General features: G+C 61.9%; 22 protein-coding genes. 11 read left to right on the top strand and 11 right to left on the bottom strand.

Features of this window, described 5'->3' with window-relative positions; translation table 11 throughout:
- Position 1: 1 nt before the first annotated feature.
- From HAHE_RS19590 to nuoF, 5 genes are all read left to right on the top strand, one after another.
- Positions 2–685, top strand: a complete 684-nt coding sequence (locus HAHE_RS19590; RefSeq protein ID WP_338686876.1) for a hypothetical protein — start codon at positions 2–4, stop codon at positions 683–685.
- Between the two features lie 128 nt (positions 686–813).
- Entirely contained in the window at positions 814–2,064 is a 1,251-nt protein-coding gene (gene nuoD, locus HAHE_RS19595; RefSeq protein ID WP_338686877.1) for an NADH dehydrogenase (quinone) subunit D, read from the top strand.
- Positions 2,065–2,083: 19 nt separating this feature from the next.
- Positions 2,084–2,770 (top strand): thioredoxin-like domain-containing protein, encoded by a 687-nt coding sequence (locus HAHE_RS19600; RefSeq protein WP_338686879.1) that lies wholly within the window; start codon positions 2,084–2,086, stop codon positions 2,768–2,770.
- 25 nt (positions 2,771–2,795) lie between these two features.
- Positions 2,796–3,371, top strand: coding sequence for an NAD(P)H-dependent oxidoreductase subunit E (locus HAHE_RS19605; RefSeq protein WP_338686881.1), 576 nt, complete (start codon positions 2,796–2,798; stop codon positions 3,369–3,371).
- Between the two features lie 68 nt (positions 3,372–3,439).
- On the top strand, positions 3,440–4,798 hold the full coding sequence (nuoF, locus tag HAHE_RS19610) for an NADH-quinone oxidoreductase subunit NuoF (protein WP_343218222.1): 1,359 nt from the start codon (positions 3,440–3,442) through the stop codon (positions 4,796–4,798).
- Here nuoF and HAHE_RS19615 read toward each other — a convergent pair whose 3' ends face one another.
- Genes HAHE_RS19615 through HAHE_RS19630 form a run of 4 tightly spaced genes read right to left on the bottom strand, consistent with a single transcriptional unit; the run spans position 4,799 to position 8,616 of the window.
- Positions 4,799–5,335, bottom strand: coding sequence for a hypothetical protein (locus HAHE_RS19615; RefSeq protein ID WP_338686883.1), 537 nt, complete (start codon positions 5,333–5,335; stop codon positions 4,799–4,801). It abuts the gene before it with no gap.
- Between the two features lie 44 nt (positions 5,336–5,379).
- On the bottom strand, positions 5,380–6,555 hold the full coding sequence (locus tag HAHE_RS19620; protein WP_338686884.1) for an RsmB/NOP family class I SAM-dependent RNA methyltransferase: 1,176 nt from the start codon (positions 6,553–6,555) through the stop codon (positions 5,380–5,382).
- Positions 6,556–6,564: 9 nt separating this feature from the next.
- Positions 6,565–7,308: an isochorismatase family cysteine hydrolase gene (locus tag HAHE_RS19625; RefSeq protein ID WP_338686885.1), complete on the bottom strand. Its 744-nt coding sequence runs from the start codon at positions 7,306–7,308 to the stop codon at positions 6,565–6,567.
- A gap of 54 nt (positions 7,309–7,362) precedes the next feature.
- Positions 7,363–8,616, bottom strand: a complete 1,254-nt coding sequence (locus tag HAHE_RS19630; protein WP_338686887.1) for a Zn-dependent hydrolase — start codon at positions 8,614–8,616, stop codon at positions 7,363–7,365.
- 154 nt (positions 8,617–8,770) lie between these two features.
- Between HAHE_RS19630 and HAHE_RS19635 the strand changes: the two genes are divergently transcribed.
- From HAHE_RS19635 to asnB, 4 genes are all read left to right on the top strand, one after another.
- Entirely contained in the window at positions 8,771–9,253 is a 483-nt protein-coding gene (locus HAHE_RS19635) for a fibronectin type III domain-containing protein (protein ID WP_338686889.1), read from the top strand.
- Positions 9,250–10,671, top strand: a complete 1,422-nt coding sequence (locus HAHE_RS19640; protein WP_338686891.1) for a sodium:solute symporter family transporter — start codon at positions 9,250–9,252, stop codon at positions 10,669–10,671. Before HAHE_RS19635 ends, HAHE_RS19640 begins: the two co-directional genes overlap by 4 nt.
- A gap of 166 nt (positions 10,672–10,837) precedes the next feature.
- Positions 10,838–11,923 (top strand): hypothetical protein, encoded by a 1,086-nt coding sequence (locus HAHE_RS19645; RefSeq protein WP_338686893.1) that lies wholly within the window; start codon positions 10,838–10,840, stop codon positions 11,921–11,923.
- A gap of 33 nt (positions 11,924–11,956) precedes the next feature.
- Positions 11,957–13,906, top strand: a complete 1,950-nt coding sequence (gene asnB, locus HAHE_RS19650; protein WP_338686894.1) for an asparagine synthase (glutamine-hydrolyzing) — start codon at positions 11,957–11,959, stop codon at positions 13,904–13,906.
- Positions 13,907–13,978: 72 nt separating this feature from the next.
- On the opposite strand, the gene HAHE_RS19655 is transcribed toward asnB, so the two are convergent.
- From HAHE_RS19655 to HAHE_RS19675, 5 genes are all read right to left on the bottom strand, one after another.
- Positions 13,979–15,418 (bottom strand): PQQ-binding-like beta-propeller repeat protein, encoded by a 1,440-nt coding sequence (locus HAHE_RS19655; protein WP_338686895.1) that lies wholly within the window; start codon positions 15,416–15,418, stop codon positions 13,979–13,981.
- Positions 15,419–15,468: 50 nt separating this feature from the next.
- Positions 15,469–17,067 (bottom strand): sodium:solute symporter, encoded by a 1,599-nt coding sequence (locus HAHE_RS19660; protein ID WP_338686896.1) that lies wholly within the window; start codon positions 17,065–17,067, stop codon positions 15,469–15,471.
- 52 nt (positions 17,068–17,119) lie between these two features.
- On the bottom strand, positions 17,120–17,716 hold the full coding sequence (gene yihA, locus HAHE_RS19665) for a ribosome biogenesis GTP-binding protein YihA/YsxC (protein ID WP_338686897.1): 597 nt from the start codon (positions 17,714–17,716) through the stop codon (positions 17,120–17,122).
- A gap of 69 nt (positions 17,717–17,785) precedes the next feature.
- On the bottom strand, positions 17,786–19,336 hold the full coding sequence (locus HAHE_RS19670) for a LamG-like jellyroll fold domain-containing protein (protein ID WP_338686898.1): 1,551 nt from the start codon (positions 19,334–19,336) through the stop codon (positions 17,786–17,788).
- Entirely contained in the window at positions 19,333–19,872 is a 540-nt protein-coding gene (locus HAHE_RS19675) for a sigma-70 family RNA polymerase sigma factor (RefSeq protein WP_338686899.1), read from the bottom strand. Before HAHE_RS19675 ends, HAHE_RS19670 begins: the two co-directional genes overlap by 4 nt.
- A gap of 179 nt (positions 19,873–20,051) precedes the next feature.
- Between HAHE_RS19675 and HAHE_RS19680 the strand changes: the two genes are divergently transcribed.
- A complete protein-coding gene (locus HAHE_RS19680) occupies positions 20,052–21,629 on the top strand; it encodes a sulfatase-like hydrolase/transferase (protein WP_338686900.1) in 1,578 nt (525 codons plus the stop codon).
- Positions 21,630–21,748: 119 nt separating this feature from the next.
- On the top strand, positions 21,749–24,151 hold the full coding sequence (locus HAHE_RS19685; protein ID WP_338686901.1) for a hypothetical protein: 2,403 nt from the start codon (positions 21,749–21,751) through the stop codon (positions 24,149–24,151).
- Here the strand turns inward: HAHE_RS19685 and HAHE_RS19690 are convergent, their stop codons facing one another.
- Both HAHE_RS19690 and HAHE_RS19695 read right to left on the bottom strand, forming a co-directional pair.
- On the bottom strand, positions 24,152–25,783 hold the full coding sequence (locus tag HAHE_RS19690) for a 4-alpha-glucanotransferase (RefSeq protein ID WP_338686902.1): 1,632 nt from the start codon (positions 25,781–25,783) through the stop codon (positions 24,152–24,154). It abuts the gene before it with no gap.
- Between the two features lie 10 nt (positions 25,784–25,793).
- Positions 25,794–26,396: a hypothetical protein gene (locus HAHE_RS19695; RefSeq protein WP_338686904.1), complete on the bottom strand. Its 603-nt coding sequence runs from the start codon at positions 26,394–26,396 to the stop codon at positions 25,794–25,796.
- Between the last annotated feature and the right edge of the window lie 65 nt (positions 26,397–26,461).

Here is a 26,461-nt window from a genome sequence, read left to right on the forward strand (position 1 = left end):
CATGAGGCGCCTGCTTCCCCTCCTGCTGCTTCCGGCAACCGCGGTTGCCCAAGATGACGACGAACTGACCTACGGCATCGAGGTCCTTACCGGTTTCCGCAGCGAGTTCATCGACCGAGGGTTCTCGCTCTCGCAAGGACTCGTGGAGGTCCAACTCGGAGCGGAGGTCGCGCTCAGTGACGAGTGGCTGCTCGAGATCGGCGGTTGGTATGGAACCGGAACCGGCTCGGGGGACTTTGAGGCCGCTTCGGCATTCTTCGGCATCGTCTACGAGGCCGAGTCGTGGGACGCCGGCATGGATCTCTCGCTATCATCTTACGACCACCGGATCTTCGACGACGGTGTCGCTGTCGGGCCATTCTACAATTGGTATCCGAACGACGACTGGCGGATCGGCGGAGCCTTTCAATACGACAGTGGGGCGAGTGGCTGGTATGGCAAAGTCGAGGCCGCATGGTCGAAACCCACGGGAGACGATTCGTTCATCACCCTTCTGGGCGGTATCAGCGGCACCTCGGGCTTCTACGGGCGCAGCGGGGCCAATGATCTCTTTGCCCGGTTGAGCTGGACCTACGGCGTCAACCGCCACGTCGCGTTCACCCCCTTCGTCGGCACCTCCGTGGCGCTGGACTCGGATGCCTCGACCCGTCTCTACGCCGGGCTCTGGTTCGAGGTGAATTTCTGAGCGGAGCCCGGGGTTTGGCAGGCCTCCGGCGACTCCCGGGGGCGGTTCGGGCCTACTTTGTGAAAAATTTCACAAACCCCTTGCCCGGACCCCGGTCTTGGGGCCTCATTTCTCCCGCCGGGATCCTTATGAGTAGCTCTTCCACGACCGATTATCAGGCGCCGGATGTCGCCTCGAAAGCCGCAGATTATCACGCGGAGACGAGCGATATGATGGGTGAGAAGATGGTCCTGAACATGGGGCCCTCCCACCCTGCCACCCACGGCGTGCTGCGGCTCGTGCTCGAACTCGACGGCGAGGTGATCGAGAAGGCGGATCCGGATATCGGCTTCCTGCACCGCGGCGATGAGAAGATCGCGGAAGCGATGCACTACAACCAGTTCGTGCCCTACACCGACCGGCTGGACTATCTCGCGCCCTTGGCGAACAATGTCGCCTACGCTTGCGCGGTCGAGAAGCTGATGGGATGGGAGCTCCCGCCCCGCGGTCAGGCCTTGCGGGTCCTTTGCTGCGAGCTGGCCCGGATCTCCTCGCACATGCTTGGGGTCGGAGTCTGCGCGATGGACGTCGGCGCGATGACCGTCTTCCTCTACACCTTCACCGAGCGCGAAAAGGTCTACAATCTCTGCGAGCAGCTTACCGGCGCCCGCTTCACCACTTCCTACACCCGCGTCGGTGGACAGCTGCGCGACATGCCCGACGGTTTCGAGGCATCCGTGCGCAAGTTCCTCGACGAGTGCTCGGTGACGATCGACGAGGTTGGCAAGCTGCTCGACAAAAACCGGATTTTCATCGAGCGGATGGCCAACATCGGCGTGATCCCGGCCAAGGACGCCGTGTCATGGGGGATCACCGGCCCGAACCTGCGTGGCTCAGGCGTCGCCCGCGACCTGCGGAAGGACAATCCGTATCTTGGCTACGAGAACTACGATTTTGATGTGCCGATCGCCGAAGAGGGCGATTGCTACTCCCGCTACCACGTCCGGATGGAGGAAATGCGGCAATCGATCCGGATCTGCCGCCAGGTTCTCGACACGATGCCCGACGGTCCGGTCAATCTGGCCCACACCAAGGGCATGCTGCCTGAGAAGGAGCGCGTGTTGATGTCGATGGAGGAGTTGATCCACCACTTCATTGTCGCCACCCAGGGCATCGACGCCCCGGCGGGCGAAGTCTATTTCGGTGCCGAGAATCCCAAGGGCGAGCTCGGTTTCTACATCCATTCCACCGGGGGCGGAGTTCCGAACCGCCTGAAGATCCGCAGCCCCTCCTTCTGCAACCTGTCGATCTGCTCGAAGCTGCTCCCGGGGCACATGGTTTCTGACATTCCCGCCATATTGGGCTCTCTCGACTTTGTGATGGGCGAATGCGACCGCTGACGCCGCTATCTGTCGTGACATGAAAACGTACCCCATCCTCGCCTTTCTTTTCGCCAGCTCTTTGGCTGTATCGGCCGAAACCTGGACCAGTGCTGACGGCCGCACGGCCAACATGACCCTTGTCGAAGTCGTCGAGGAAGGCGGCGAGAAGGTTGGCGTTTTCCGTCTGAACAACGGTAAGACCGCCCGGCTCAAGGCCTCCCAACTGTCCGACGAGAGCGCGGAGCGGCTCGGCGAGTGGGTGGATCCCAATGCGCCGAAGAGCGTGTTCGACGAAACGCTCGAGGGAAACCTGCTCCGTCTCGATGGCGATAAGCTCGCTCCGTGTGAGGACGCCACGAAGCCGACGAAGTACTATCTTTTCTACTACACCGCCTCGTGGTGCGGGCCCTGCCAACGATTCACCCCGTCGCTGGTGCAGTTCTACGACGAGAAGAAAAGCGACGAGTTCGAGATCATTCTCGTCACTTCCGACCGGGACGAGGCATCGATGACGAAGTATGCCACGAGCAAGAAGATGGCGTGGCCGCATCTGAAGCTCTCGAAGGTCGGCAGCTTCCGTTCGAAGTTCAAGCACCCTGGTGGCGGCATCCCCAATCTCGTCCTTACCGACCTCGAAGGGAATATCATCAAGTCCAGCTACGAGGGCAAAAACTACATGGGGCCGACCGTGGTGATGCAGCACCTCGGCTCGTTGCTGAAGTAGCCCCGCCCGCCCGCCAATCACCGTCATGTCATCGTCCATTCTCGAAGAGAACACCGCGTCGCCGGAAACACCCGGCACCAAGCATTTCCCTCCCTTCGCAGCAAGCGAGGGACTTGAGGCCGAGGCCGCAAAACGGCTGGCGCAATTCCCCGATGACCAGAAGCGATCGGCAGTGCTGCCCATCCTCCACTACATCCAGCACCACCACGGTTTCCTGTCCGCCGAAGCGATCCGTTGGACGGCCGACCGGCTTGGCATCGAGCCGGTCAAGGTGCTTGAGGTAGTGACCTTCTATCCGGGCTTCCGACAGTCGGCTCCCGGCAAGTTCCATGTGCGTGTCTGCCGCACGCTGTCGTGCGCGATGGGAGGTTCGTACGAACTGATGGACAAGCTTTGCGAGATCACCGGCATCGACCGTGAGTCGCTGGATCCCCATCACCATCCGATTGCGGTTTCACCGTGCGGAACCTGGTCGGTCGAGTTCGCCGAGTGTCTCGCCTCATGCGGCACGGCGCCGGTTTGCCTGGTCAATGACGACTTCCATGAAGGGGTCGGTGCCGACAAGGCCCAGGACCTGCTCGACCGCTACTCGAAAGCATAAGACCTCTCTCCAACGTGAGCGATATCCGATACACCGAAGGCAAGCAGCCTGACTCGCGGGAATACCGCATGATCTTCCGCAACGTCGATCGCGAGGGCTGGGATCCGTCGATCGACTGCTACCTCAACGACGGTGGCTACGAGGAGTTGCGCAAGGCGTTCGGCATGGAGCCGAAGGCGATCACCGAGGAGGTGAAGAAGTCCGGCCTGCGCGGTCGCGGCGGAGCCGGTTTCCCGACCGGCGTGAAGTGGACCTTCATCCCGCCGAACAACACCAAGCCGGTTTACCTGATCTGCAACTGCGACGAGTCGGAGCCCGGAACCTTCAAGGACCGCTACATCGTCCACCAGGATCCGCACCAGCTCATCGAGGGCATGGTCATCTCCTGTTTCGCGGTTGGAGCCAAGGTCGCCTATATTTACATTCGGGAGGAGTTCCCGGAGGCCGCCCAGATCCTTGAGAAGGCGATCGAGGAAGCTCGCGAGAAGAACTTCGTCGGACAGAACGTCCTCGGCTCCGGATTCGATGTCGAAATCTACGTTCACCGTGGGGCGGCCGCCTACATCTGCGGTGAGGAGACCGGCCTGATCGAGTCGCTCGAAGGCAAGCGGGCGTATCCGCGGATCAAGCCTCCCTACTTCCCAGCAGCGCTCGGGCTCTACATGTGCCCGACCATCGTCAACAACGTCGAGTCGCTGTGCCACGTGAAGCACATCGTCAAGATGGGTGGCGAGGAGTATGCGAAGCTTGGTGTGCCCCGGAACACGGGCACGCGGATTCTTTGCGTCTCCGGCGACGTCAAGAAGCCCGGTTATTTCGAAGTCGAGGTCGGCAAGGTCACGATGCGTGAGCTGCTCTACGACATGTGTGGCGGTCCGAAGGACGGTCGCGAGTTCAAGGCAGTGATTCCCGGCGGATCATCGGCCAAGATCCTCCGGTGCGATGAGACTTTCACTTTGAAAGGCCAGGGGCCCGATGGATCCGACAAGGAACTCGGCTTCTGGGACATCCCCATGGATTTCGACTCGCTCGCCGCGTGCGGTTCCATGGCCGGTTCCGGTGGTGTGATCGTGATGGACGACTCGCGCAAGATGTCGTGGGTGCTGAACAACATCAACCAGTTCTACGCTCACGAGTCCTGCGGTCAGTGCACCCCGTGCCGCGAAGGTTCCACCTGGATGCGGAAGATCTCGGATCGTCTGGTCGCAGGCGAAGCGTCGCCGGAAGACATCGACACTCTCGAGAGCGTCGCCTACCAAATCGACGGCAAGACCATCTGCGCGTTCGGTGAAGCGAGCTCGTGGCCGGTCGAGGCGATCATCGCCAAGTTCCGCGAGGAACTGCTCGCCGACACGAAGGCCGAGAACGCATCCGTGGCGCACAACGCGGAGGCCGAGGCGCAGCGACGCTATTTGCAGGAAGCCTGATCAGGCTTCCCGCTTGGCCTCCTCGAGTTGCCGGAGCTTCTCGTTGCGACGTTTCGTGAAATCCGCCTCGGCGGTTTCGTATCGGGACGCTTTGCTTGTCCCGTGGATCATCGAGGCAACACCGATTCCGATGATGATGAGCGGGACGAGGACGGTGAACCCGGACTGTGAGATGTTGGACAGGGCGGTCATCGCGATGATGCCGACGACAATCATCATGCCTCCTGCGAACAGCGAACCAGCAACCGATGGGACGGAGCGGTTGCCGTTCTTTCCGGTGATCATCAGCCCTTCGCGGGCCGACTGCCATTCCCGCTCGAGTTGCTCGAGTTCGTTCTGAAGACGGAGCACCTTGATCTCCCCTGCCATGCGATCGGTCTTTTCACCGAGTTCCTGAAGGAGGCGCGAGTGGGTGGTGGTCTCGTCGTGGACGATCTCCAACCGTGCGCCGCAGAAGTTGCAGGTGACGAGACGGATCGATTCATCAACGTCGAGATCGGCGCCGCAGCTCTGGCAGCAGACTTTGGTGACCTTCATGGGGATGAGCGGAGGATTCCAATGGAGAAGCCTTTCCGCAATCCTCAACGGGCCCGCAGCCGTGCCATGAAGAAACCGTCGAAGTCATGTTCTCCCGGGTGGACGGCTCTCGAGGCCTCGGTTTCCCAGCGTCCGTCCCGTTCCAACAGGTTGCCAATCTGCGTCTCGTTCTCGGACGGAAGCACCGAGCAAGTGGCGTAAACGAATGATCCCCCCGCCCTCAGCAACTCCGGGTAGTGGTCGAGCAGGCGACGTTGAACCCGGATGACCTTCCCAAGCCCCTTCTCATCGAGCCGCCACTTGAGGTCCGGCTGACGGCGGATTGTTCCGAGGCCCGAGCAAGGGGCGTCGATCAGTACGCGGTCCGCCCATCCGGTCCACTTCGACAGGCCCATGTCGCTCCACTTCTCCACCTTCAGGTTTCGCAAGCCGGCCCGTTTGGCCCGTCTCCACAGTTCGTCGAGGCGGCGCTGGCTGACATCGAGCGCGACGATCTCCCCCTTCCCTTGCATCAGCGAGGCAAGGTGCAGGGTCTTGCCTCCGGCACCCGCACACGCGTCGATGACCCGCATTCCGGGTTGGATGTCGAGAAACGGCGCGATCAGTTGGCTGCCGCCGTCCTGAATCTCAAAACGCGGATCCTGGAACAGGGCCCGTGGCAAACTGTCATCGAGCTTCAATGCGTCCGGTGCCTCCGCGACCTCGCTGCAGCCGACACCTTGCTCGTTCAGCCATTCGCGAACTTCCGCGCGACCGGATTCCGCCCGGTTGACCCTCAGGAACACCGGAGCCTTTCGGTTCAGGGCCGAGGCGATCGAACTCCAACTGTCCCCGATCTCCTCTTCGGCACGTGTGTCGAGCCAATCCGGATACGACTCGCGGACTGCCCTTGGTTGCTCTCCCAGCGCGGCTCTCCGCTCCGCCATCTCCTCGAGCGTAGCGCCCTCCCACTGCCACCATTCCGGACACTCGTATCCGCTCTGCTGCCAGAAGGCCGCAAGCCAGCCCGCGGGATCCTCGGTGTCCGCCAGGAACGAAAACACCCGCTTCCAACGAACCACTTCCCAAACCGACTCGGCAACGAAGTGGCGGTCGCGCTTGCCCCATTTGCGGTTCTCCCGAAACGCTTGGCCCATGACGCGGTCCAGCACTTCGTTCCGGTCGAAGACGCTATCAAGCAACGGAAGGCATGCTTCCGCCAATGGTCGATGGATGCGCACGGGACGTCTTTACCGGTGCTGCGTGATGATCCCCGCCGTGCTGCTGTCGCGGAGTTGGTCGAGATCGCGAAGAACCTCGCTGACCGTGCAGATTCGCGCGTAGCGGTCACGCAGCGTTGCAAGCGATGCTTCATGGAGGCGCGGGGTTACCGTGGCGCAGGCGTCGTCGACGACTGTCACGAAGTAACCGAGATCGCAGGCGTCACGAGCGGTCGTCTCGACACACTCGTTGGTGTAAACGCCGCACATGTAGAGCGAGCGGATGCCAAGGTTGCCGAGAACGTAGTGCAGGTTCGTGGCCGAGAAGACGCCGCTCGCGGTCTTGTCGATGATGATCTCGTCTCCGACCGGTGCGACTTCCTCGATGAACTCCGCCTCCTTGCTCCCCTTGGCCGCCAGAAGATCGAGGCGGCGATGGCCGGCGCCGCGATCCCGGCCGTCGCGGGTCAAAGCACAGATCCTGCAGTGAATGACCTCTAGCCCGCTTCCGCGGAAGCCTTCCTGCAGCCGCCGCATGCCCGGCAGCACGGTCGTCTTCAAACGGTCGAAGTAGTAGCGGCGCCCCTCCTCCGGCACCCCGCTCTTGTCCGGATCGGCGAATAGCCCCCAGCCTTCCGCGGCGTCGAGATACTGGACGTCGATGCACAGAAGCGCGACGCGCCCGTCGGCCAGATGCTCTTCCCTCCGGGGGTTGGTGATGAAGGCCTCACGGTAGTTGTCGCGCAGTGGGTCTTTGATGGCTGCAACCGTCATGCCGTCCACGCTAACACTCCGTGGGGCCGCGACAACCCTCTGAATGGAATCGCTTTACGATTCCCCGAAGGCGAGGCGCTCGATGGCCCCAAGCATTACCTTGGCGCCCGCTTCGATGTCGTCGTAAGGCGTCCATTCCGCGGGCGAGTGGGACTTTCCGTCGACCGAGGGGACGAAGATCATGGCGACCGGACAGACCGAGGCCATGATCTGGGCATCGTGGGCGGCGCCGGACTCCATGTGCCGGTAGCGGACCCCGGCCGCCTGAGCTGCGGCATCGACTTTCTCGACCAAACGCGGATGGCAGGCGACAGGTTTGATCCAGCTCTCGACATGGTAGGTGAACCGGAGTCCGCGGCGTCTTGCGATCGCCGCCAACGCCTTGCGAATTGCTCCGGCCAACTCATTCATCACGGTTTCGTCGGTGTCGCGGACATCGATGGTGAACACCGCTTCACCCGGAACCGTGTTGGGAGAGCCGGGAGTCAATTCGACCCGGCCGATGGTCGCGCGGGAACAATCGGATCCGTTCTCATCGAGGATGCGCGGGATCTCATGGGCGAAGTCCGCGACGCCCATGAATGCGTCGCGGCGGAGCGGCATCGGCGTCGTGCCGGCGTGGTTGGGTTCTCCGGAAAAGGTGATGCTCCACTTGAAGAGTCCGGTGATGGCATCGACCACAGCTACCTGTTCCTCGGCTGTGCTAAGGACGGGACCCTGTTCGATGTGAAGTTCAAGGTAACCGCCGACGGTCTTCGGATCGCGGCGCGCCTGCAGTGCCTGCCACGGATCAAGCCCCACTTCCTTCATGGCGTCCTCAAGGCGAACTCCTCCCGGGTCGGTGGCGCTGTGGATCGTATCGGGCGTGATCTGCCCGGCGAAGGCTTGCGAGCCGAACATGCCGCCAAAGCGACCTTCTTCGTCGGAAAATGCCACGAGCTCGATATCGCATGCCGGCGTTCGCCCGCTTTCTACGATCACCCGGAGGCACTCGAGACCTGTGAGAACGCCGAGCGTGCCGTCAAGAATGCCGGCGCACGGGACCGTGTCGATGTGGGAGCCCACAAGTAGCGCGGGCGCATCCGGATCCGTCCCCCTGAGCTTGCCGATGACGTTGCACGCACCATCGCGGCTCGTTTCCAGTCCGGCATCCTTCATTTTTTCCTCAAGCCAGCTCTTGCCGACCATGTCGGCCTCGCTGAAGGCCATCCGGTAAACACCTCCGTCCTCGGCGCGCCCGATCTCGGCGAGGGCGCGCAGGTCCGCGCCAAGTCTGTCGATGGAAATTCCTGCTTTGGTGGCAACCATTGCTCCCACCCAAAGCCCGGGAACGTCAGCGATCCAGAAAGAATTTGCATTCGATACGGTCTGCCCCAACCCTTGCCGCGCCTTTTTCCGGCTCCCCAAGCCCATTCGGAGCTACGAACAACCACCCGGAGACATCCGCTTTTCTTTCCCCAACTTGAGAATCTGCAGGTCCGTCTTTGCCGGCCTCTTGCTCGGTGGATGGGTGGCCCATGCCGCTCCTGCGGCGCCCCTGTTGGAAGCGGATCACATGCCCGACGCCGAAACGGGTCTGCGTGTCAGTGACGACGGGACCGTCGATCTCTCGTGGTCGGTCCCCGGAGCGAACGCACCGGCCGAGGCCGATCCCGCTTTAACCTACCTGCTTGAGCAGTCTCCAGATGCCGCCTTCTCGGAATCCAAGGTGCGCTATGAAGGTCCGGACATGGCCAGCGTGCTGACCGGCTTGCGGGAGGGTGAATATCATTTCCGTGTGCGGGCGGTCGATTCGCAGGGTGAAGCCAGCCCGTGGTCCGAGCCCCTCGTTCTGAACGTGAAGTTCATGGATCGCGGACAACTCACACTACTCTTGGTTACGGGCGCATTGGTCGCAACGATGACCGTTGTCGCCATCATCTCCGGCTTCCTGAAGAACCGATGACCCTTGCCGTTTCGCTCAGTTCCGAAAGCGCATGGTCGATCGTCGTCGGCCTCGGCGTGCTGTGGGTGGCTCTTGGTATTTGGTGGGGCCGGAAGGCCAAAACCAGCGAGGGTTTCATGCTGGCCGGCAGGAATGTCGGACTGTCCCTCGGCGCCGCCACGGCGATGGCGACCTGGGTGACTTCGAACACCACGATGGTCGCACCGCTTCTGGCTTATGAGAAAGGCGTGTGGGGTATGCTTGCCTATGCTTCGGCCTCCTTCGGTCTGCTGTTGTTCGCACCACTGGCATTCCGAATTCGCAGGCTTCTACCGGAGGGGGTTACCGCCGGCGACTTTTTCCGGAAACGCTACGGCCGAGTCGGTTGGGCGGTGTTTCTGATCATCACCTTGGTCTACTCGATCACCTGGCTGGTCACGATGGCGATCGCGGGTGGAAAGCTGTTGGAGGCGCTCGGTGGCATTCCCTACGCCCAGGGCATGACGCTGATCATGGTGGTCTGCGTCCTCTACACCCTCTTCGGAGGATTGTATGCGGTCATCGGAACCGACTTCATCCAAAGCCTGATCATCCTTATCGGCATCGTCTTCATCGGCTTTACGGTGATCAACCACATGGATGTCTCGACTGTGCACGAGGAGATCTCACGCGATCAGCCGGCGCTACTCGACGTCATGATGCCGGCCGCCATGCTGGCGATCTTCAACAACATGCTCTTCGGCTTCGGCGAGGTGATGCACAACAACGTCTGGTGGTCCCGGGCTTTCGCCATGCGCGAGAAAGTGGCGCCCAAGGCGTTCTTCCTCTCGGGCGTCTTGTGGTTCCCCATTCCGATCGCCGCCGGTTTCATCGCCCTCGCCGCCGGGCCGCTCGGCGTCAACGTGACGGATCCGTCCAAGGTCGGGCCCGAGGTCGCGGAGCATGCCCTTGGTCTTGCGGGCCTCGGGTCGTTTGCCGGGGTGATCATCCTCATCGTTCTTTTCTGCTCGATGGCGTCGTCCATCGATTCGCTGCTCGCCGCGACTTCCGACCTACTGGTGCGCGACATCTACGAGGGTCTGTTCGGACAGGAGTTGAACCCTCAGAAGTTCCGTCCGGTTGCCGCGACGAGCATCATTGCCGTCTCGGTCATCGCGTGGTTTCTCGCCCTCAGCGGCTGGAACGTCGACCAAGTGCTGTTCAGTGCCGGCGCGCTGGTGGCGAGCCTGATATGGCCCGTGATCGCTGGCCTGTTCTGGAAACGCCTGAACCGGACTCTCGTGGTTGTCGGCATTCTTGCCGGGTGCACGACCGGGATGTTCTGCTACTTTGAGGTCCAAACCTACACCGGAGCGCTCGTCGGAGCCGCCGTTTCGATGGTGTTCACCCTTGCGGCCCGCTGGATCCGGCCGTCCGAGCTAGATTCCACCACCGTCTGACCCTCCATGTTCTCGGAAAGTTTCCTCGAATCACTCGTCCTGCTGGGCCTCGTCTGGACCGGACTTGGCGCGCTGGCCCTGATCGTGCTGCTACTGGTCGATTGGAAACGCGGCAACCTGTGGTGAGCCGATTGCTCCGCCGCCTGAATTCCCGACACCACCTGTCATGCCTGAAGACTTTGAACCCAACCCGGCAACGCCGTATCTGACCCCTCCGCGGGACTCCGATGCGACCCGTCCGGAACCCCGCAACCTATTCCAGTCGTCTCCTCCCGACCTCAAGGTGCTGGCCCAACTCAGCGGGCAAAACGTGCTTTATGCACGACAGTTCAGTTTCGAGCTTGTTGCGGAGCTTTGCAAACTCGCGGCGGTCCTCGAGCAGATCGAGATCTGGCCTTACCACCCGCTGGATGGCAAAATCGTCACCACCGCCTTTTTCGAGGCGTCGACGCGCACCCGGACCAGCTTTGAGAGCGCGGTCCACCGACTCGGTGGAAAGGTGATTTCGATCCCGGACGGATCGATCACCGGAGCGAAAAAGGGTGAGTCGCTGCAGGACATCGGCGAGATGTTCAACGCCTACTGCGACTGTGTCGTGATGCGTCACACCGATACCGATGCTCCGAAGCGGATGCTCGAGAATCTCCGGGTGCCGCTGATCAATGCCGGTAACGGTTCCGGCGAGCATCCGACCCAGGCCCTCGCGGATTGGTATGCGCTCCTGAAGTGGAATCCCCGTCTCGCCGCGCCCTTCGAGACAGGCGACCGTCGGCTCGAATTGGGAATCCTCGGCACCCCGGGTTCGATGCGCGCGGTGAAGTCGTTCCTACTGATGTCGCTCCTGTTCAGCGAGCACATCGCGAAGGTCACCGTGATTTCCGAAATGGCTGACCCGTTCGGCAAGGACGTGATCGACGCGCTCAACCGTGCCGACATCGACTACGAGGTCACCAATGACATCCGGGAAAACCTCCCGCGCCTCGACGTGATCTACATGAACTCGATTGCGTTCCTCGGTGACTCCTACAAGGCGCTCGATTCGCGCTACAAGCTCGACAGCGACAGTCCGCTCAAGGAGGACGCTGTGATTCTCCACCCGCTTGCCCGTCTCGACGAGTTGGACACCTCTTTGGACAAGACACCCCACAATCTCTACTTCTCCCAGGCCCACGGCGCCGTGTTCGTGCGCCAGGCCCTTCTGCTCGCCGTGCTCGGCCGTCTTGACCGGCTTCCCGAGCTGAAGAGCAGCTAGTTCGATTTTCAATCCAAATACCACCCATCACCTATGTGCGGCATTGCCGGCTCCTTCTCCGCCCGTCCCCTTCCCGACAATCGCGAATCCGTCCTGAACGAACAGTTGCAGGCGATCCTGCATCGGGGACCCGACGCGCAGACTACCTATCTCGAAAAGGCGAAGGGACTCGCCCTCGGCCATACCCGGCTTTCGATCAACGACCTCGAGCATGGCTGCCAGCCGATCCACTCGCTCGACAAGCGTTTCGTTTCAACCGTCAACGGCGAGTTCTACGATTTCAAGAAGCACCGCTCGCTGTTGATGGCCGAAGGCCAAAGGTTCTCTACAAAGTCTGACTCGGAGATCGCTCATGGGCTTTACCGGAAGCACGGCTTGGATTTCCTCAAGCACCTCCGCGGTGAGTTCGCGTTCGTGCTCTATGACCGGGAGAAGGATGAGCTGCTTCTGATTCGCGACCGCTGGGGTATCCGTCCGCTGTTCATCCACGTGCAGGACGGCCATACCATCCATTGGGGGTCGGAAGTTAAGGCATTGCTGGCGCATCCCGAGATTCCCGCCGAACTCGACGAGAAGGCTGCGCTGCACCAGTTGATGCAAACGATCGCGCCCGGGATGAGCGCGTTCAAGAACATCGAGTCGCTGTCCCCGGGACATGTGCTTCGCGTCCGCCGCAAGGGCGAACGCCTGGAGATCGAGAAGTTCAAATACTGGGACCTCGACTTCCCGGAGCAAGGCGGACACGACCGGCCGGACGACGAGGAATACCATGTCGATCGGATTCGTGAAGAACTCACCCAAGCGGTGGTTCTGCGGCTTGAGGCCGACGTCCCGGTCGGTTGCTACCTGTCCGGCGGAATCGACTCATGCTGCATCCTTGGTCTTGCGACGGGAGCAATGCAGTCGCCGGTCAAGGCGTTCACGATCGCCTTCGACAACGACGACTACGACGAGTCGAGCATCGCCAAGGAGATGGCGGTCTCGATGAATGCCGACCAGGAGATGATCACGCTGGCGGCGGACGACCTCTACGGTGAGAACTACATCGACACCGTCTGGCATGCCGAGCGGACCTTCTACAACACGCTCGGGGTTGCGAAGAACCTGATGTCGAAACGGGTCTGGGAGTGCGGCTATCGTTGCGTGGTGACCGGCGAGGGATCGGACGAATTGTTCGCCGGATATCCCGGCTTCAAGCGCGACATGTTCCTTCACGGCATTGCCGACGAACCCGAGCACATCCGGGCCGAGTACCAAGCGGCGCTTGAGAAGACGAATTCGATCTTCAAGGGAGCGATCCTTTCGGAAAACGAGCGGCATCATCCGGCGTTCGACGCGATCTGCGGATTCACGCCGTCATGGATTCAGCCATGGATGGAGACGCTGGATCTCGCGCGTCCGCTGCTGGGCGACGACGTGGCCCATGAGCTCCGCGACTACGATCCGATCGAGGAAATCGCGAGTCGAATCGACGGCTCGATGATGGCCGGACGTCATCCCCTCGACCGGGCCCAGTACACCTGGGCGAAGTGCCAGCTCGAGGGGCAGATCCTCAACTGGGGTGGCGACCGCGTCGACATGGCGAACAGCATGGAAAGCCGGCCTGCTTTCCTGGATCACCACCTCGCGGAGATGGCTTTCAAGGTCCCTCCCCATTTCCGCATCAAGGGGAACATCGAGAAGTATGTGCTTCGAGAGGCGGTCCGCGGTGTGCTGCCGGAGGTGCTCTACAAGCGCGAGAAGTTCGCCTTCATGGCACCACCCGCGCATACAGACGAGAAGAAGAAGGCGCGCGTTCGCGAGTTGATCGGATCGTTCCTGAATCGGGATGCGGTGGCGGCTTGCGGGATTCTCTCACCCGACAAAGTCGAAACTTTCCTTCGGGACTACGAAGCCGACACGGATCCGACCTCGCTGGTGCGCAAAGATGCGTTGCTGAATCACCTGCTCGGGCTCCACATCCTTCATCACAAGTTCTGTTAGGAGGGGCAAGGAGCGGCGTCTTTCAGGCGCCGTCCCCTCCCGCCCGGCGCCCGAAGGACGCCGCTCCTTGGGTTACCCCTTCACGTCGTAGCAGAACACGAGGTCCTGGTCGCGGAGGTAGAGTCTGCCGCCGATGATTACCGGGTGGGTCCAGACCTTGCCCTGTGTGCCTTCGCGGAGCTTGGTCTCCCTCGGGAGCGAAAACCGGCCGAGCTCCTTGAATCCGTCGGAGGACGCTTCGGCGAGGAAGACCGATCCGTCGTGTTCGTCGAGACCGAAGAGCATTCCGTCGGCGTAAGACACGGCGCCCTTCTGAAGCCCCTCGCCCTTTTCGCTCCAGACCCTGTCTCCCGACTCAAGGTTCTGGCAAACGAGCCCGGCACCATCGGAGAACCCGTAAACGTGCCCGTCGACACGGACCACGCCGCCGTGGTGGTTCTTCATCACCTTGTTTTCCCAGACGTCCTTTGCGCTGTCGGCGCCGATCTCGACCAGCTTGCAACCCGCTCCGTAGCCCGAGGTCATGTAGACCTTGTCGTCGAAACAGATCGGTGTGGGAATCACCGCGGTCCGCCCGGGCGGCCACTCCGAGGTCCAAAGCAGGTCACCCGATTCGCCGTCAACGCCCGCGAGCTTGTTCATGAAGAGCTGGACGTATTGGCGCTTGCCACCGGCATTCGAGATGACGAGTGAGGAATACTGCGCGTCCTCGGTGAGATCCTTGCTGCGCCAGAGTTCCTTCCCGCTTTTCTTGTCGAAGGCAACGATCGCTCCCTGCTTGCCTCCCGGTGTGACGACCAGCTTGTCTCCGTCGACCAAGGGCGACTCGGAGTAACCCCATCCCGGCACCTTTCCGCCGAAACCCTTCACGAGGTCCTTCTTCCAGACCCGCTTGCCATTGGTGATATCGAAACAACCCAGTTCGCCGTTCGCGCTCATCGCGTAAACGTGTCCCTCGCTGACCGTCGGGGCCCCCCGGGGACCGCCGCCCCATCCGGTGTTGTAGCCCTTCTCCGGATCATCGCCGATCGCGGCGCTCCACAGTTCCTTTCCGGTCGCGGCGTCGAGACAGATGATTTCCGCCATTCCCTTTCGGCTGCCCGTGAAGAACAGCTTGCCGCCCGCGATCGAGGGCGAGCTGTAGCCTTTGCCTCCTTGGTCGAAACTCCAGACGAGCTTCGGTCCTTCCTTCGGCCACTCCTTCAGGAGGCCCGTGTCCGGCGAGATGTTGTCACGCGCGGGCCCCTGCCAGGTCGGCCACTCCGCCGGAGCTTTGGCGGTCTTGAGGAAGGTCTGGTCAGCGGAGGAAAGACTGGTGGTCGCGAGCTCGAACGTTTTTCCGTAACTCCTGCGCAGGGTGACCTTACCGTCGCTCACCCTGACCAGATCCGCCTCGACGGTCCTGCCGCTTTCCGCCTCGGTCCAGGTTCGTCCGGCAAGGTCCGGGGATACGCAAAGGATCGCAGCCGTCAGTGCGGCGGCCAGCAGGCGGGATTGAGGTGCGTTGGGCATCGGGAACCATACGAGCCGCCGTTCGTCCCCGTTTCAATCTCCAAAGTGCATCAGCGGAATACCCAGACGAGCAGGGCGGTCACAATCAGGAGCACAATCGACCAGATGCGGTAGTTCCGATGCCACGGACTGCTCGCAAGACTGGCGCTCTCGGCCCGGAAGGCATCGGGTGTCCACCTCGTCGGGAGATCCTCGGTGGGGGGAGCCGTGCCGAGCCGGTTGCCGATCAGAAGCGCGGTCCACGCCACCAGGCAGCCGATCGGGGCGACGTAGAGGAAATGGATGTGCGTCTTCTCAAGAACGACGTTCAACACGAAGAGGACGGCTCCTGAAAGGGTGCCGGCGATCATGCAGGCCATCGCACCCGCATGATTCGCACGGGCCGAGAACATGGCGGCGAAGAAGAGTACGACGACTGGCGGAATCGTGTAGGCGAGGACCTGCTGGAGATACTTGAAGAGTGATTCGAAGCGATCGATTTCCGGTGCCCAGAACGCAGCCAGCGCCATGAAGGCGACTGTAGCGATGCGACCAACCCTCATCAGACCAATTTGGGTTAGCTGAGGCCGGAGCGGACGGATGAAGTCCATGGTGACCAGTGTCGATGCGGCGTTGAGCGTGGAATCGATCTGGGACATCAGTGCGGCAATGAATCCCGCGAGGCACAAGCCGAGCAAGCCGGTCGGCAACAGGTCGAACATCAGCGTCGGATAGACGAGGTCGGGTCGGGGCAACTCGGGATACAGGTGGATCGCCATGGTGCCCGGGAGGACCATGATAAATAGGACCGGCAGCTTCAGCGCGGCTGCGACGAGAAGGCCACCCCTCCCATGATCGAGGGACTTCGCGCTCAGGGCCCGCTGGGCCATGAACTGGTTGGTGCACCAAAAGTAGAATCCGAGAATCGGCACTCCGAAGAGCAAGCCGGGCCACGGTACAGAGGCATCGTCCGCCGGACGGATCAGGCTGAGACGATCATGGCTCAGGCCTTCGGTCATCCCTTCCCAGCCGCCAACCCTGCCGAAGGCGATCCAACTGATCACACATGCGCCGACGAGCAGGAAGAGGGTCTGGACAAAGTCGGTGTAGATCACCGCCGCCAGTCCCCCGGCCATGGTGTAGATCCCCGCGAAGATCGCCAACGCGGCAATGATCATGCCGAGGTCGACATCGGGAAAGAGGAGCTTCAGGACCACGCCGCCGGCGTAGAGGCTCCCGGCGGTGTCGACGACGATGTTGAGAAACAGGGTGAGGCCCGAGAAGTAGCGTCGGACGCCCATCCCGAAACGCAGTCCGAGGAACTCGGGAAGTGTGTAGACCTTGCTGCGCAGCAGCGCCGGAAGCAGGAAGCTGGCGAAGAAGACGAGCACCACCGAGGCCATCCACTCGTAGTTGAAGACCGCGATGCCTGTGCTGTAGGCATCGCCGGCGAGACCGATCAGTGTCGTGCTCGAAATGTTCGAGGCGAACAGCGACACCCCGATGAACAGCCAGGTCATCGACCGCCCTGCGAGAAAGTAGTCTTCCGCCCCCTCATGCTTGCGGCCGATCCAAAAGCCCAGCCACAGGACAAACACCAAATAGCCGCCGATCACCGCCCAGTCCGCCGCATGCAGCGAGGCGTCGGCTCCGATCTGTGCCAAAATCACCGTTCGACCCTACGGCACCCGTCAAATGGACGGGGTTATTTGGCAAAGCTGCCTAACAGGACTCGAGGACCTGCCCGATGAATTCGAGCATTTCTTCCCTGCCCTTGCTCTCCGGGGCGGAGGTGACGAACCACCGGGGCTCGCCCTCCACCCGATCCGCCAGCTCGGCGAGGAAGGCCTCGACATTCGACTTCAGCTTCCCGGCCTTGGTCTTGTCCGCCTTGGTGAAGGCGATCACGAAGGGCACGCCGCCGACCGCGAGCCAGTCGCAGAAATCGAGATCGATCTTCTGCGGTGTCAGTCGGCCGTCGATCAGGACGAATACGCAGCTCAGGCTCTCGCGGTTGGCGAGGTAATCGGAAACCGCCTTCTGGAAATTCTCGCGCACCGCCTGCGGAGTCTTCGAGTAGCCGTATCCGGGCAGATCGACCAGTGACCAGTTGCCGTTGATCGTGAAAAAGTTGATCATCTGCGTGGCGCCGGGCCGGGCCGAGACCCTGGCCAGCGCCTTGCGGCCGGTCAGCATGTTGAGCAGCGATGACTTGCCGACGTTCGAGCGCCCGATGAACGCGAACTCGGGCAAGTTCGGCGGCGGGCACAGCTCATACTCGGGAGCGCTGGTTTCGAAATCTGCGGAGCGGACTTTCATCGGCGTTGCACGACCGTTAGTCGGCCCCTTTTGCCGTCCCGGTCAATGCGCAATCTCCGCTTTGTCCGTTCAGCGGGCCGGAAGCCGGTTTTCCGACTTCAGGCTCAGGATCTCACGCTGGCTCAGTGCTCCGTGGAAAATCGAGAGTTCATCGACTTCCCCCCGGAAGAACGAACCATGAGAAGCGAAACGCCCATCCGCAGTGGTCACGTTTCGCCCGACCCAGACTCCGTGGGTCGCGGTGTTGATACGGGTCTTCACCTTCTGCAACGTGCGGCTGGAAAGGGATTCCAGTTCGCCGTCGATGTAGACCACGACATGGGTTCCGACGTCCGGCTGCGAGCCTTCGTAGAGAACCACCGCGACATGATGCCACTCGCCATCCCGCAGGTCGGTGGCACCCACGATCTGCCCTCCGTGCAGGCCGACGCGGAGTCCGCCGACGAGGCCCTCCTCTTCCAGCGGATTCACGGAAATCTGCCAGACCTCACCCCATCCTTCGCTGCGCCAATGACCCCAGGAGACGATTCCGAAACCCTGCTTGATCGAGAAGTCCTCGGGAACCTTGACCCAGAAGCAGACGGTCCGCGGATCCGCGCCTCCGATGCCACGGAAGCCTGACTCAAGGTATCCGCCCTTGCCGTCGAGTGCCAGCGCCTCGCCGAAAACGCCGTCCACCCACTCGGGTGACTGCCCGTGGCTCTCCGCGTGGAAGACCATCGGATCACCTTCGGGATCGGACTCGGAGAAGTGCCCATTGCCCTCGTCGAACCGCCAGAGGATGCCGGAAGGAGTCTCGCGGTGCAGTGGCGGAAGCTTGGTGTAGAAGGCGGTGCTATCGGCCACCATTGTGGTGGCATCCCCGAAACGCAGCGCGTTGGCCTTGGTCAGACGGACCTTCGGACCGCTATCCGGCACCGCTTCGACCTCGCCGTCGAGAACGTGGGTTTCAACCTCACCGTCATCGGTCACGGCAACGCCGAACTCGGTGCCGAGATCGATCACCTTGCCCTTGGGAGTTGCGACTTCGAAGCCATGACCGGCTTCAGTGACCCGCATCACGACGCGGCCACGATTCAGGACCGCACGCATCGGTCCGTCGAAACGAAGCTCGGCTGGGCCCTCAAGAACCATCGTCCCCTTGTCTCCAACCTGAAGCTCGGCAAGTCCGGATTCGAAGATCACCGAGTCCCCGGCGACGAGTGCGGTGCCCGCCTTTACGAGTGATCCTTCGGGAACACTCTCGGTGCGTTGGATGGTTGCCATCACCGGGCCGCGGTTCTCAGGCAGAAGAAGCCACGAGAGAAAGAGTCCGATCACCACGGTAGCGGCGACCGCCATTCCATAACGGGCCGCCTGGCGGATGCGGATGCGCTGACGGACGCCTGCGACAAAATCCTCGCGGTCGGCGTGTCGGACCGCACCCTCGACCGCTTGGAAGCGGCGCTCCCTTCTGAGGTCGTCTTCGAGGGCCGGACCGATGAGGCCGTCGATCTCCGCGAGTTCGACGAAACGGCGGAGTGCCTCCGGATCCGCCTTGAGTTGACGGATGACCTCCTCAACCTCGCCGGGATCAGCGGTGTTCGCGAGGATTCGTGCAATGGCTTCCTCCGGTTTCATGACAGGCTGCTTCGGGTTTGCTTCTTCACGCACTCGGCAAGCGACTCCCGGAGGCGGTGGAGTTGCATGGTGAGTGCCGAATACCCCCTGCCGCTCTCCGATGCCAGTTCGCGCACCGTCTGTCCGACCACGTAGCGCTGCTGGAGCAGTTGGCGCGCCGGGCCGTCGACGCGACTGAGGCACTCGCGCAGGGCGTCGAGCCGCCCTCCTTCGTGGCGCTCCGACTCACGGGCTTCGACCGGATCCATCAATAGTTGGAGTTCCTCACTGCCGCCGATGCACTGCTCTCGGCGTTTCCGGATGAAATTTCGGAGGTGATTGACTGCAATTCCACGAAGCCAGGTTCCGACGCTCGAGTCGCCACGGAATTTCCTGAGTCCACGGTAGGCGGTAACGAAAACGTCCTGAGCCAGGTCATCGGCCGCGGTCCAGTCGCGCACCCGCGCCCGGAAAAAGCCCCGGATCCAGCCCTCGTGCTCGCGGACCAGGTCATTGAAGTCCTCCGGACGGAGGGGTTTTCGGGGCGTCGGACTCATGGATTTGCGGAAGGAAACTCCCTCCACAGAACGAGTGTGGCGGGCAGCGCAAAGTAACACCCGAAAAAACCAGTGATGACCGGCCTGCTTGAATCGGGCGGCCTCCTGAAGTTTGCAGTGCTAAAAACGACGAGACGCGACACCTAGGTTCCAAGACCCGCCTTCAGACCCCAAAACCCATGATTTCCTCCTGTCTCCGTCTTCTGGCCGCTCTGGCGCTGGCCGTTCCCATCGTTGGACCGACTTTGGCGCGACCGGCGCGACCGAACATCCTCTTCATCTTCTCGGATGATCACAGACACGAACTGTTGGGAAAGGTGAACCCTTCGATCCGGACCCCCGCGCTGGACGCGCTGGCCGACTCCGGCGTCCGGTTCTCGCACGCGTTCGCAACCACGGCGATCTGCTCCCCCGCCCGCGCGGCCGTTCTTTCCGGGCTCTACGGCACTCGAAACGGCGTGCCGACCCTGTCGGATCCGCTGAAGTATCCGGCCGCGACCTTCGTTCACGACCTGGCTGAGGCCGGTTATCGGACCGCGCAGGCAGGCAAGTGGCATCTCGGCACCACTCCGCAAGCCGCCGGCTTCGCCCAATGGGCACGGATCAATTCCAACGGGTCGTGGTTCAACCGGAACATCAATACCAACATCCCCGGGGTCGCGGGAGGACTTGGAGGAACCTTTTACGAAACCTTCATGGCGGATGTCGTGATCGACTGGATCGCCGACCACACCGCGAACCATGCCGACGAGCCGTTCTTCATGTGGTGGTGCAACCAGGTGCCGCATGTCGACGGATCTCTCAAGTATCCGGATGTCAAAACCGATCCCGCCAACAAGGTCCAGCATACCCCTTGGGGCAGCTCTGGCGGATTCCGGGCAACTTACGATGTGGGCGACATGACGGTTCCCGGGAACTGGAGTGATAGCCTTTCGACCAAGCCGCCCTATCTCGCGACCTCACGATTTGTCACCAAGTCGGCAACCGAGGATTACGGTGGTCCGGGTGGATACACGAATCCCGCCGCAGGGGTCCGCAACGCGACCGTCGGAGAGGACAACGTCCAGCAGCACCAGCTGGAATACAACGCGGCGATCACCGCGCTCGATGCCGAGATCGGACGGGTGCTCTCGCGTCTCGACGATCCGAATAGCGATGGCGACAGTTCCGACTCGATCGCGAACAACACGTGGATCGTCTTCATGGGCGACAACGGATGGCAGACCGGTCATCACAAGTTCACCTCCAAGGTGCTCGCCTACGAGGAGGCGTGCCGGATTCCGCTTCTCGTCAAAGGTCCGGGAGTGACGCCGCGGGTCGAGTCGAAGATCACGCTGAACATCGATGTGACTCCGATGTTCTACAGGATCGCGGGTCTCGATGTCCCCGGGTATCTGCAGGGAAAGGACCTGAAGGAACTCGTTGCGGATCCCGGCGTTCCGTGGCGAGAGCGCTTCTACTACGAGGCGGTGGTCGATGAGTCGTCGCTCGACGCCGAGCCTCACGACGCGGTCCGGACGGAGCAGTTCAAACTGATCCGCACCTATGCGTCGCGCACGGATGCCGCGAACAACACGAACGTGACGTTCGAGGAGTTGTACGATCTCGATACCGATCCGGGCGAACTCGTCAATCTAGCGAGCGACCCCGCCTTTGCCACGGTGAAAGGCAATCTCGTCACCGCACTGGAAGAGGAGAAGGCGGCGATCGCTTCGAGTCCGGCGCCGATTGCGAGGCGGAATCGGTCCGCGGAGTGACAGCGGCTTCTGGGTGCAAAAGTTTTGATGTGTCACATTAATCTGGACGCGACACCGTAGCAGTGTCCGGAGCGCCGCAGTGTTTGCCCGGATGGCAACGACCCAAATCCCTCACGACCATGCTTCGTCATACAGTCCTTCTCCTCGCATCGAGTTTCGCCATTGCTGAGCCGGTCCATTTGTCCGGGATCTACCCGCAGCTGGCCATGTTCAACGAGGAGGGTGAGTGTGGCACCGGCGCGGTGGTTCCGTGGGCCGACCGGCTATGGGTGATCACCTACGCGCCCCACTATCCGAAGGGGTCGACCGACAAGCTTTACGAAATCACCCCGTCGCTGGAGCAGATCATCCGACCGGAGTCGATCGGAGGAACCCCTGCCAACCGGATGATCCACAAGGATTCCGGGCAACTCTTCATCGGTCCTTACGCGATCGACTCGGATCGAAACGTTCGCACGATTCCCTACTCGGAGATGTTCGGGCGGCCAACCGGCAACGCGAGGCATCTGACGGATCCCCAAGGCAAAATCCTTTTCGCAACGATGGAGGAAGGAATTTACGAGGTGGATGTGAAATCGCTCGAGGTGACCGAACTCTGGGGCGACGAAGCGATGAAGGACAGCCCGCGAAAGGCCGGGCTGCCGGGATACCACGGCAAAGGTTTCTACTCCGGCCAAGGTGTCTACGTTTATGCAAACAACGGGGAGCACGGCCCCGGCGCCCGCAAGCGACCAGACGTGTCGTCGGGCGTGCTCGCCGAGTGGGATGGTGTGGCGGATCACTGGAAGATCGTCCGTCGCAACCAGTTCACCGAAGTCACCGGTCCCGGAGGCATCCACGGCAATTCCGATCCGGCGACCGACCCGATCTGGGCCGTGGGTTGGGATCACAAATCGCTGCTGCTCGGGCTGCGCACGGCGGACGAAGGCTGGCGCTTTTTCCGGATGCCGAAAGGCTCGCACTCCTACGACGGCGCCCACGGGTGGAACACCGAGTGGCCGCGAATTCGAGATATCGGTGAGGACGAACTCCTGATGACGATGCATGGCACGTTCTGGAAGTTCCCGAAGGACTTCGGAGCGGGCACGTTGACCGGGATCCGACCGCGATCGAACTATCTCAAGGTCATTGGCGACTTCTGTCGGTGGAACGACCGGTTGGTTTTCGGCTGCGACGACACCGCGAAAAACGAATTCCTGAACAAGCGAAAAGCGAAGGGCGAAGTGGCGGCTCCGCAGTCCCAGTCGAACCTGTGGTTCGTCGAACCGGAGCAACTCGACCAACTGGGTCCGGCAATCGGACGCGGGGCGGTGTGGCTGGATGAAGATGTCGCAGCGGGCAAAGCCTCTGACCCTTACCTTTTTGCCGGGTATCCGATCCGCGGGCTTCACGTCCATCATCGATCCGACAAGCCCGCCACGATTTTCGTCGAGACTGGTGACGGATCCGGCGAGTGGACGGCGGAACGGGAGGTCGAGGTCGCTCCCAACGGCTATCGCTTCGTCAGCTTTGACCGGAAGGTAGAAGGCGAGTGGATCCGGCTTCGAAGCGAAACTCCGCTCGTCGGGTGCTCCGCCGTTTTCACCTATCGTTCGGAGGATTCCCGCGAGGACGAGGCCGATCCGATGTTCGCGGGCTTGGCGAAGTCTGGAGAAGCCCACACGGGTGGGATCGTGCGTGCGCGTGGCGGAGGGATGAAGACGCTGTCCTTCGCGGCGCTCGGCTCGAACGGTAAGCCCGCTGGCTACTACGAATTGAACGCCGAGTTGAAGCTGAAGCGTGTCGATGATACTGAACTCGATGAGTACACGCGCAACCGGGCGGCGATTCCCAAAGATGTCCTATCCATGGATGCCGCATCCGTGATCTACACCGACGATGAGGGCAAGCGCTGGCGCCTGCCGAAGGGCGCAGCCCCGGAGGATGGCGATCCATTTTCGAGCTATCGCATTGCCCGGGAAGTGGCGACCGAGCGCGACCTCCTTCATGTTGAGGGAAGCTTTTATGAGCTGCCCGCGCGCAATGCCGGGGGCATCTCGAAGGTTCGGCCGGTCGCGACGCATCACCGCCGGGTTCACGATTTCTGTTCCTATCGGGGGCTCTTCATCATGTCCGGAGTGGCGACTGATGCTCCTGCCAACAATCCGCACATCCTTCGCTCCGACGATGGCAAGGTGGCCTTGTGGGCCGGCGCGATCGACGACGCTTGGAAGCTTGGAAAGCCGCGTGGCGAAGGCGGGCCTTGGGCCGATTCGGAGGTGAAGGCGGGTGTCCCTTCGGACCCCTACCTCATTACGGCTTATGACCGGAAGTCGTTGGAACTCGCACTTGCCGAAGGCTCGGCAACCATCACGGCGCAGATCGATGTTCATGGCGATGGCACCTGGGTTCCTTACGAAAGCTTCAGCGTGAGCGCAGGAACGTCCGCGCGCCACGAGTTCCCGGAGGCCTTCTCTGCCTACTGGATCCGCTTTGTTGCCAACAAGGACTGCCGCGCGACCGCGCTGCTGAGCTACCGTTGATTAGCGATTCCCCTTCCGGATGGCCTCCGCAAGTCGTGCCCACTCGGAGCGCCCGGCACAGTCCTTGGCGCTCCATGGCAGGTAGAAGGTCCAGTTGGCCGATCCGACGGTGCCCGGGCTGTTGATCCGGTCCGTCATGCCGAACAGGTCGGTGACCATGATCGCGGCGTAGCGGGAGTTGCAGGCCATCAATGCGTCGATCAGGGCCCACAACTTGTCGTCATCGAACTCTCCGAGACCCTCGATGCCGCCGAAGTCGGCAAGGCGCTTCAATCCGGCAGCGGTCTCGATCCGGTCGTCCTCGTCGTCATTGGCGGCGGAGGCACGACGATGGAAGTCCGCCCACATGGCCGGAATCGAGTCATGGTCGTGGGTCGCATAGGTGGCGAACGAGGTCTCGGGGATCTCGTCACCCGGGATGACCTTGCCTTTCTTGTCGAAGTCCCAATGCGGAATGCGGAAGCCACAGATGCCGAGGGAGTAGAGATGTGGCCGCACGTAGTCAGGCACGCATCCGAGGTCCTCACCGACTACTTCGCCGTCGCCAGCGGCCTGCTGCACCATCTTCAATCGCGTCTCCCCCTCCGCACGGTTCGCGGCGCAGTGCTTTTTCGTATCGTCGGGTCGTGGAACCCACCGTGGCAGGACTCCCCCGGTTCGCTTCTTCGCCTCTTTCTCGGAAAGCGGCAGGAACTCCGCATTGCGCTCGGGTTGCCAGGGGAAACCGTAGATGCGGTAGAATCCCAGCACGTGATCGATCCGGAACACGTGGAAGATGTCGACCAGCTTGCTCACGCGCTGTCGCCACCATGGGAATCCTTCGCGTTCCATCTTGTCCCAGCGGTAGAGTGGAATGCCCCAGTTCTGGCCCCACTTGCGGATGAAGGCGTCGTGCTTGAAAACCGTCTCAGGCGGCGCTCCTCCGCACCAGTCGAGGTCGAAGTCGTCACGTCCGAAGAACACATCGGCCGAGTTGCGGCTGACCCCGATCGGGATGTCCCCCATCAGGCGCACGCCACGGCTGTCGGCGAATGTCCGGACCTCCCGCCACTGTCGGAAGCACAACCACTGGATCCACGCATAGAACGCCCGGAGATCCTCGTGGCCGTCAGCGGCGGCGTTGGCACCATCGACCTGCTGCCACCCTTCGGGCCAGTCTCCCCACCTTTCGGTGCCGGCCAACTGAACCAAGCTACGAAAGATGCAGTAGTTCTCGAGCCACCCCGATTCCTCCTTGTGGAAGGTGGCGAACTCCTCGTGCAGCGCGGATTCGGCATCAGGCCACGAATTCCACGCACCCTCAAGCAGAGCCCGCTTCCATTGGCGGGCGTAGTCGTAGTCGACCCGTTCGGAACTCGGAGGAGCCGGGGCCTTGGCAAGCGATTCCGATGTCACGCCCGGCACGTCCTCCATCGCGAGGTAGACCGGATCCAGCGCGACCGATGAGATCGCATTGTAGGGGCTGTCGTCGCTGCCGGTCTCGTTGATCGGGAGCAGTTGGATCAGCTTTACCCCGTGAGCTGCGACCAATTCGATCCATTCCCGCATCGAGCGGGTGTCGCCAATTCCCAGTCCCCCTTCCCGCCTCAGCGAAAAGACCGGCAAGAGCAGGCCTGCGGTGCGGTCGGGCATGACACCTTCTTCAGGAGAGCTTCGGAGCGATCCGGATGCAGTCCATCTCGACCTCGAGGCCGAGATCGGGACGCTCTTGCGCGACCCAGGCTTCGATGTCGCTCACCGCCGGGTAGTCCTCGCCTCCGACATTCCGGAAGCAGCGCGCATCGTCGATGAGCACCACGAAACGCTCCTTCATGCCCGCGAAGATCGCGCGGAGTTCGGGCCATACCGGGGCCTTGAGCTCACCCTGGGCCGTGTCGCCGCCGGAATAATGACCGTCGAGCCAGAACAAGGTCGGCGCATCCAGCTTGGCCACCACCTCGGGCATCAGCTTGCCGCTGTCGCCGTGGAAAAGTTCGATCTTCGAAACACCGGCGAAGCGCTTCTTCGCCTCCCCGTAAAACTTGTCGGCCAGCTCGATCGAGTAGATCCGCTCGAAGTACGGGCGCATCATCTCGACGGTGTCTCCCTTGAAGGTGCCGGTTTCGACAAAAAGCTTCAGGTCGAACCTTTTGGCGTAGTCGAGGTGCATCTCCTGCTTCGCCAGCGGGGGCGGCGGTACCGGGCGGCCGTCGGCGATCCACTTCTTGTATTTGCGGCGCTCCTTGAGCTGTTTGAACCAAGCCATCTCTTCCCGGGAAAGCTACGGACCGGCCGCGAGACGTCCAAGCGCATTCTCCACAAGCCGATCCC

This window comes from Haloferula helveola (assembly GCF_037076345.1).
Lineage (GTDB): Bacteria > Verrucomicrobiota > Verrucomicrobiia > Verrucomicrobiales > Akkermansiaceae > Haloferula > Haloferula helveola.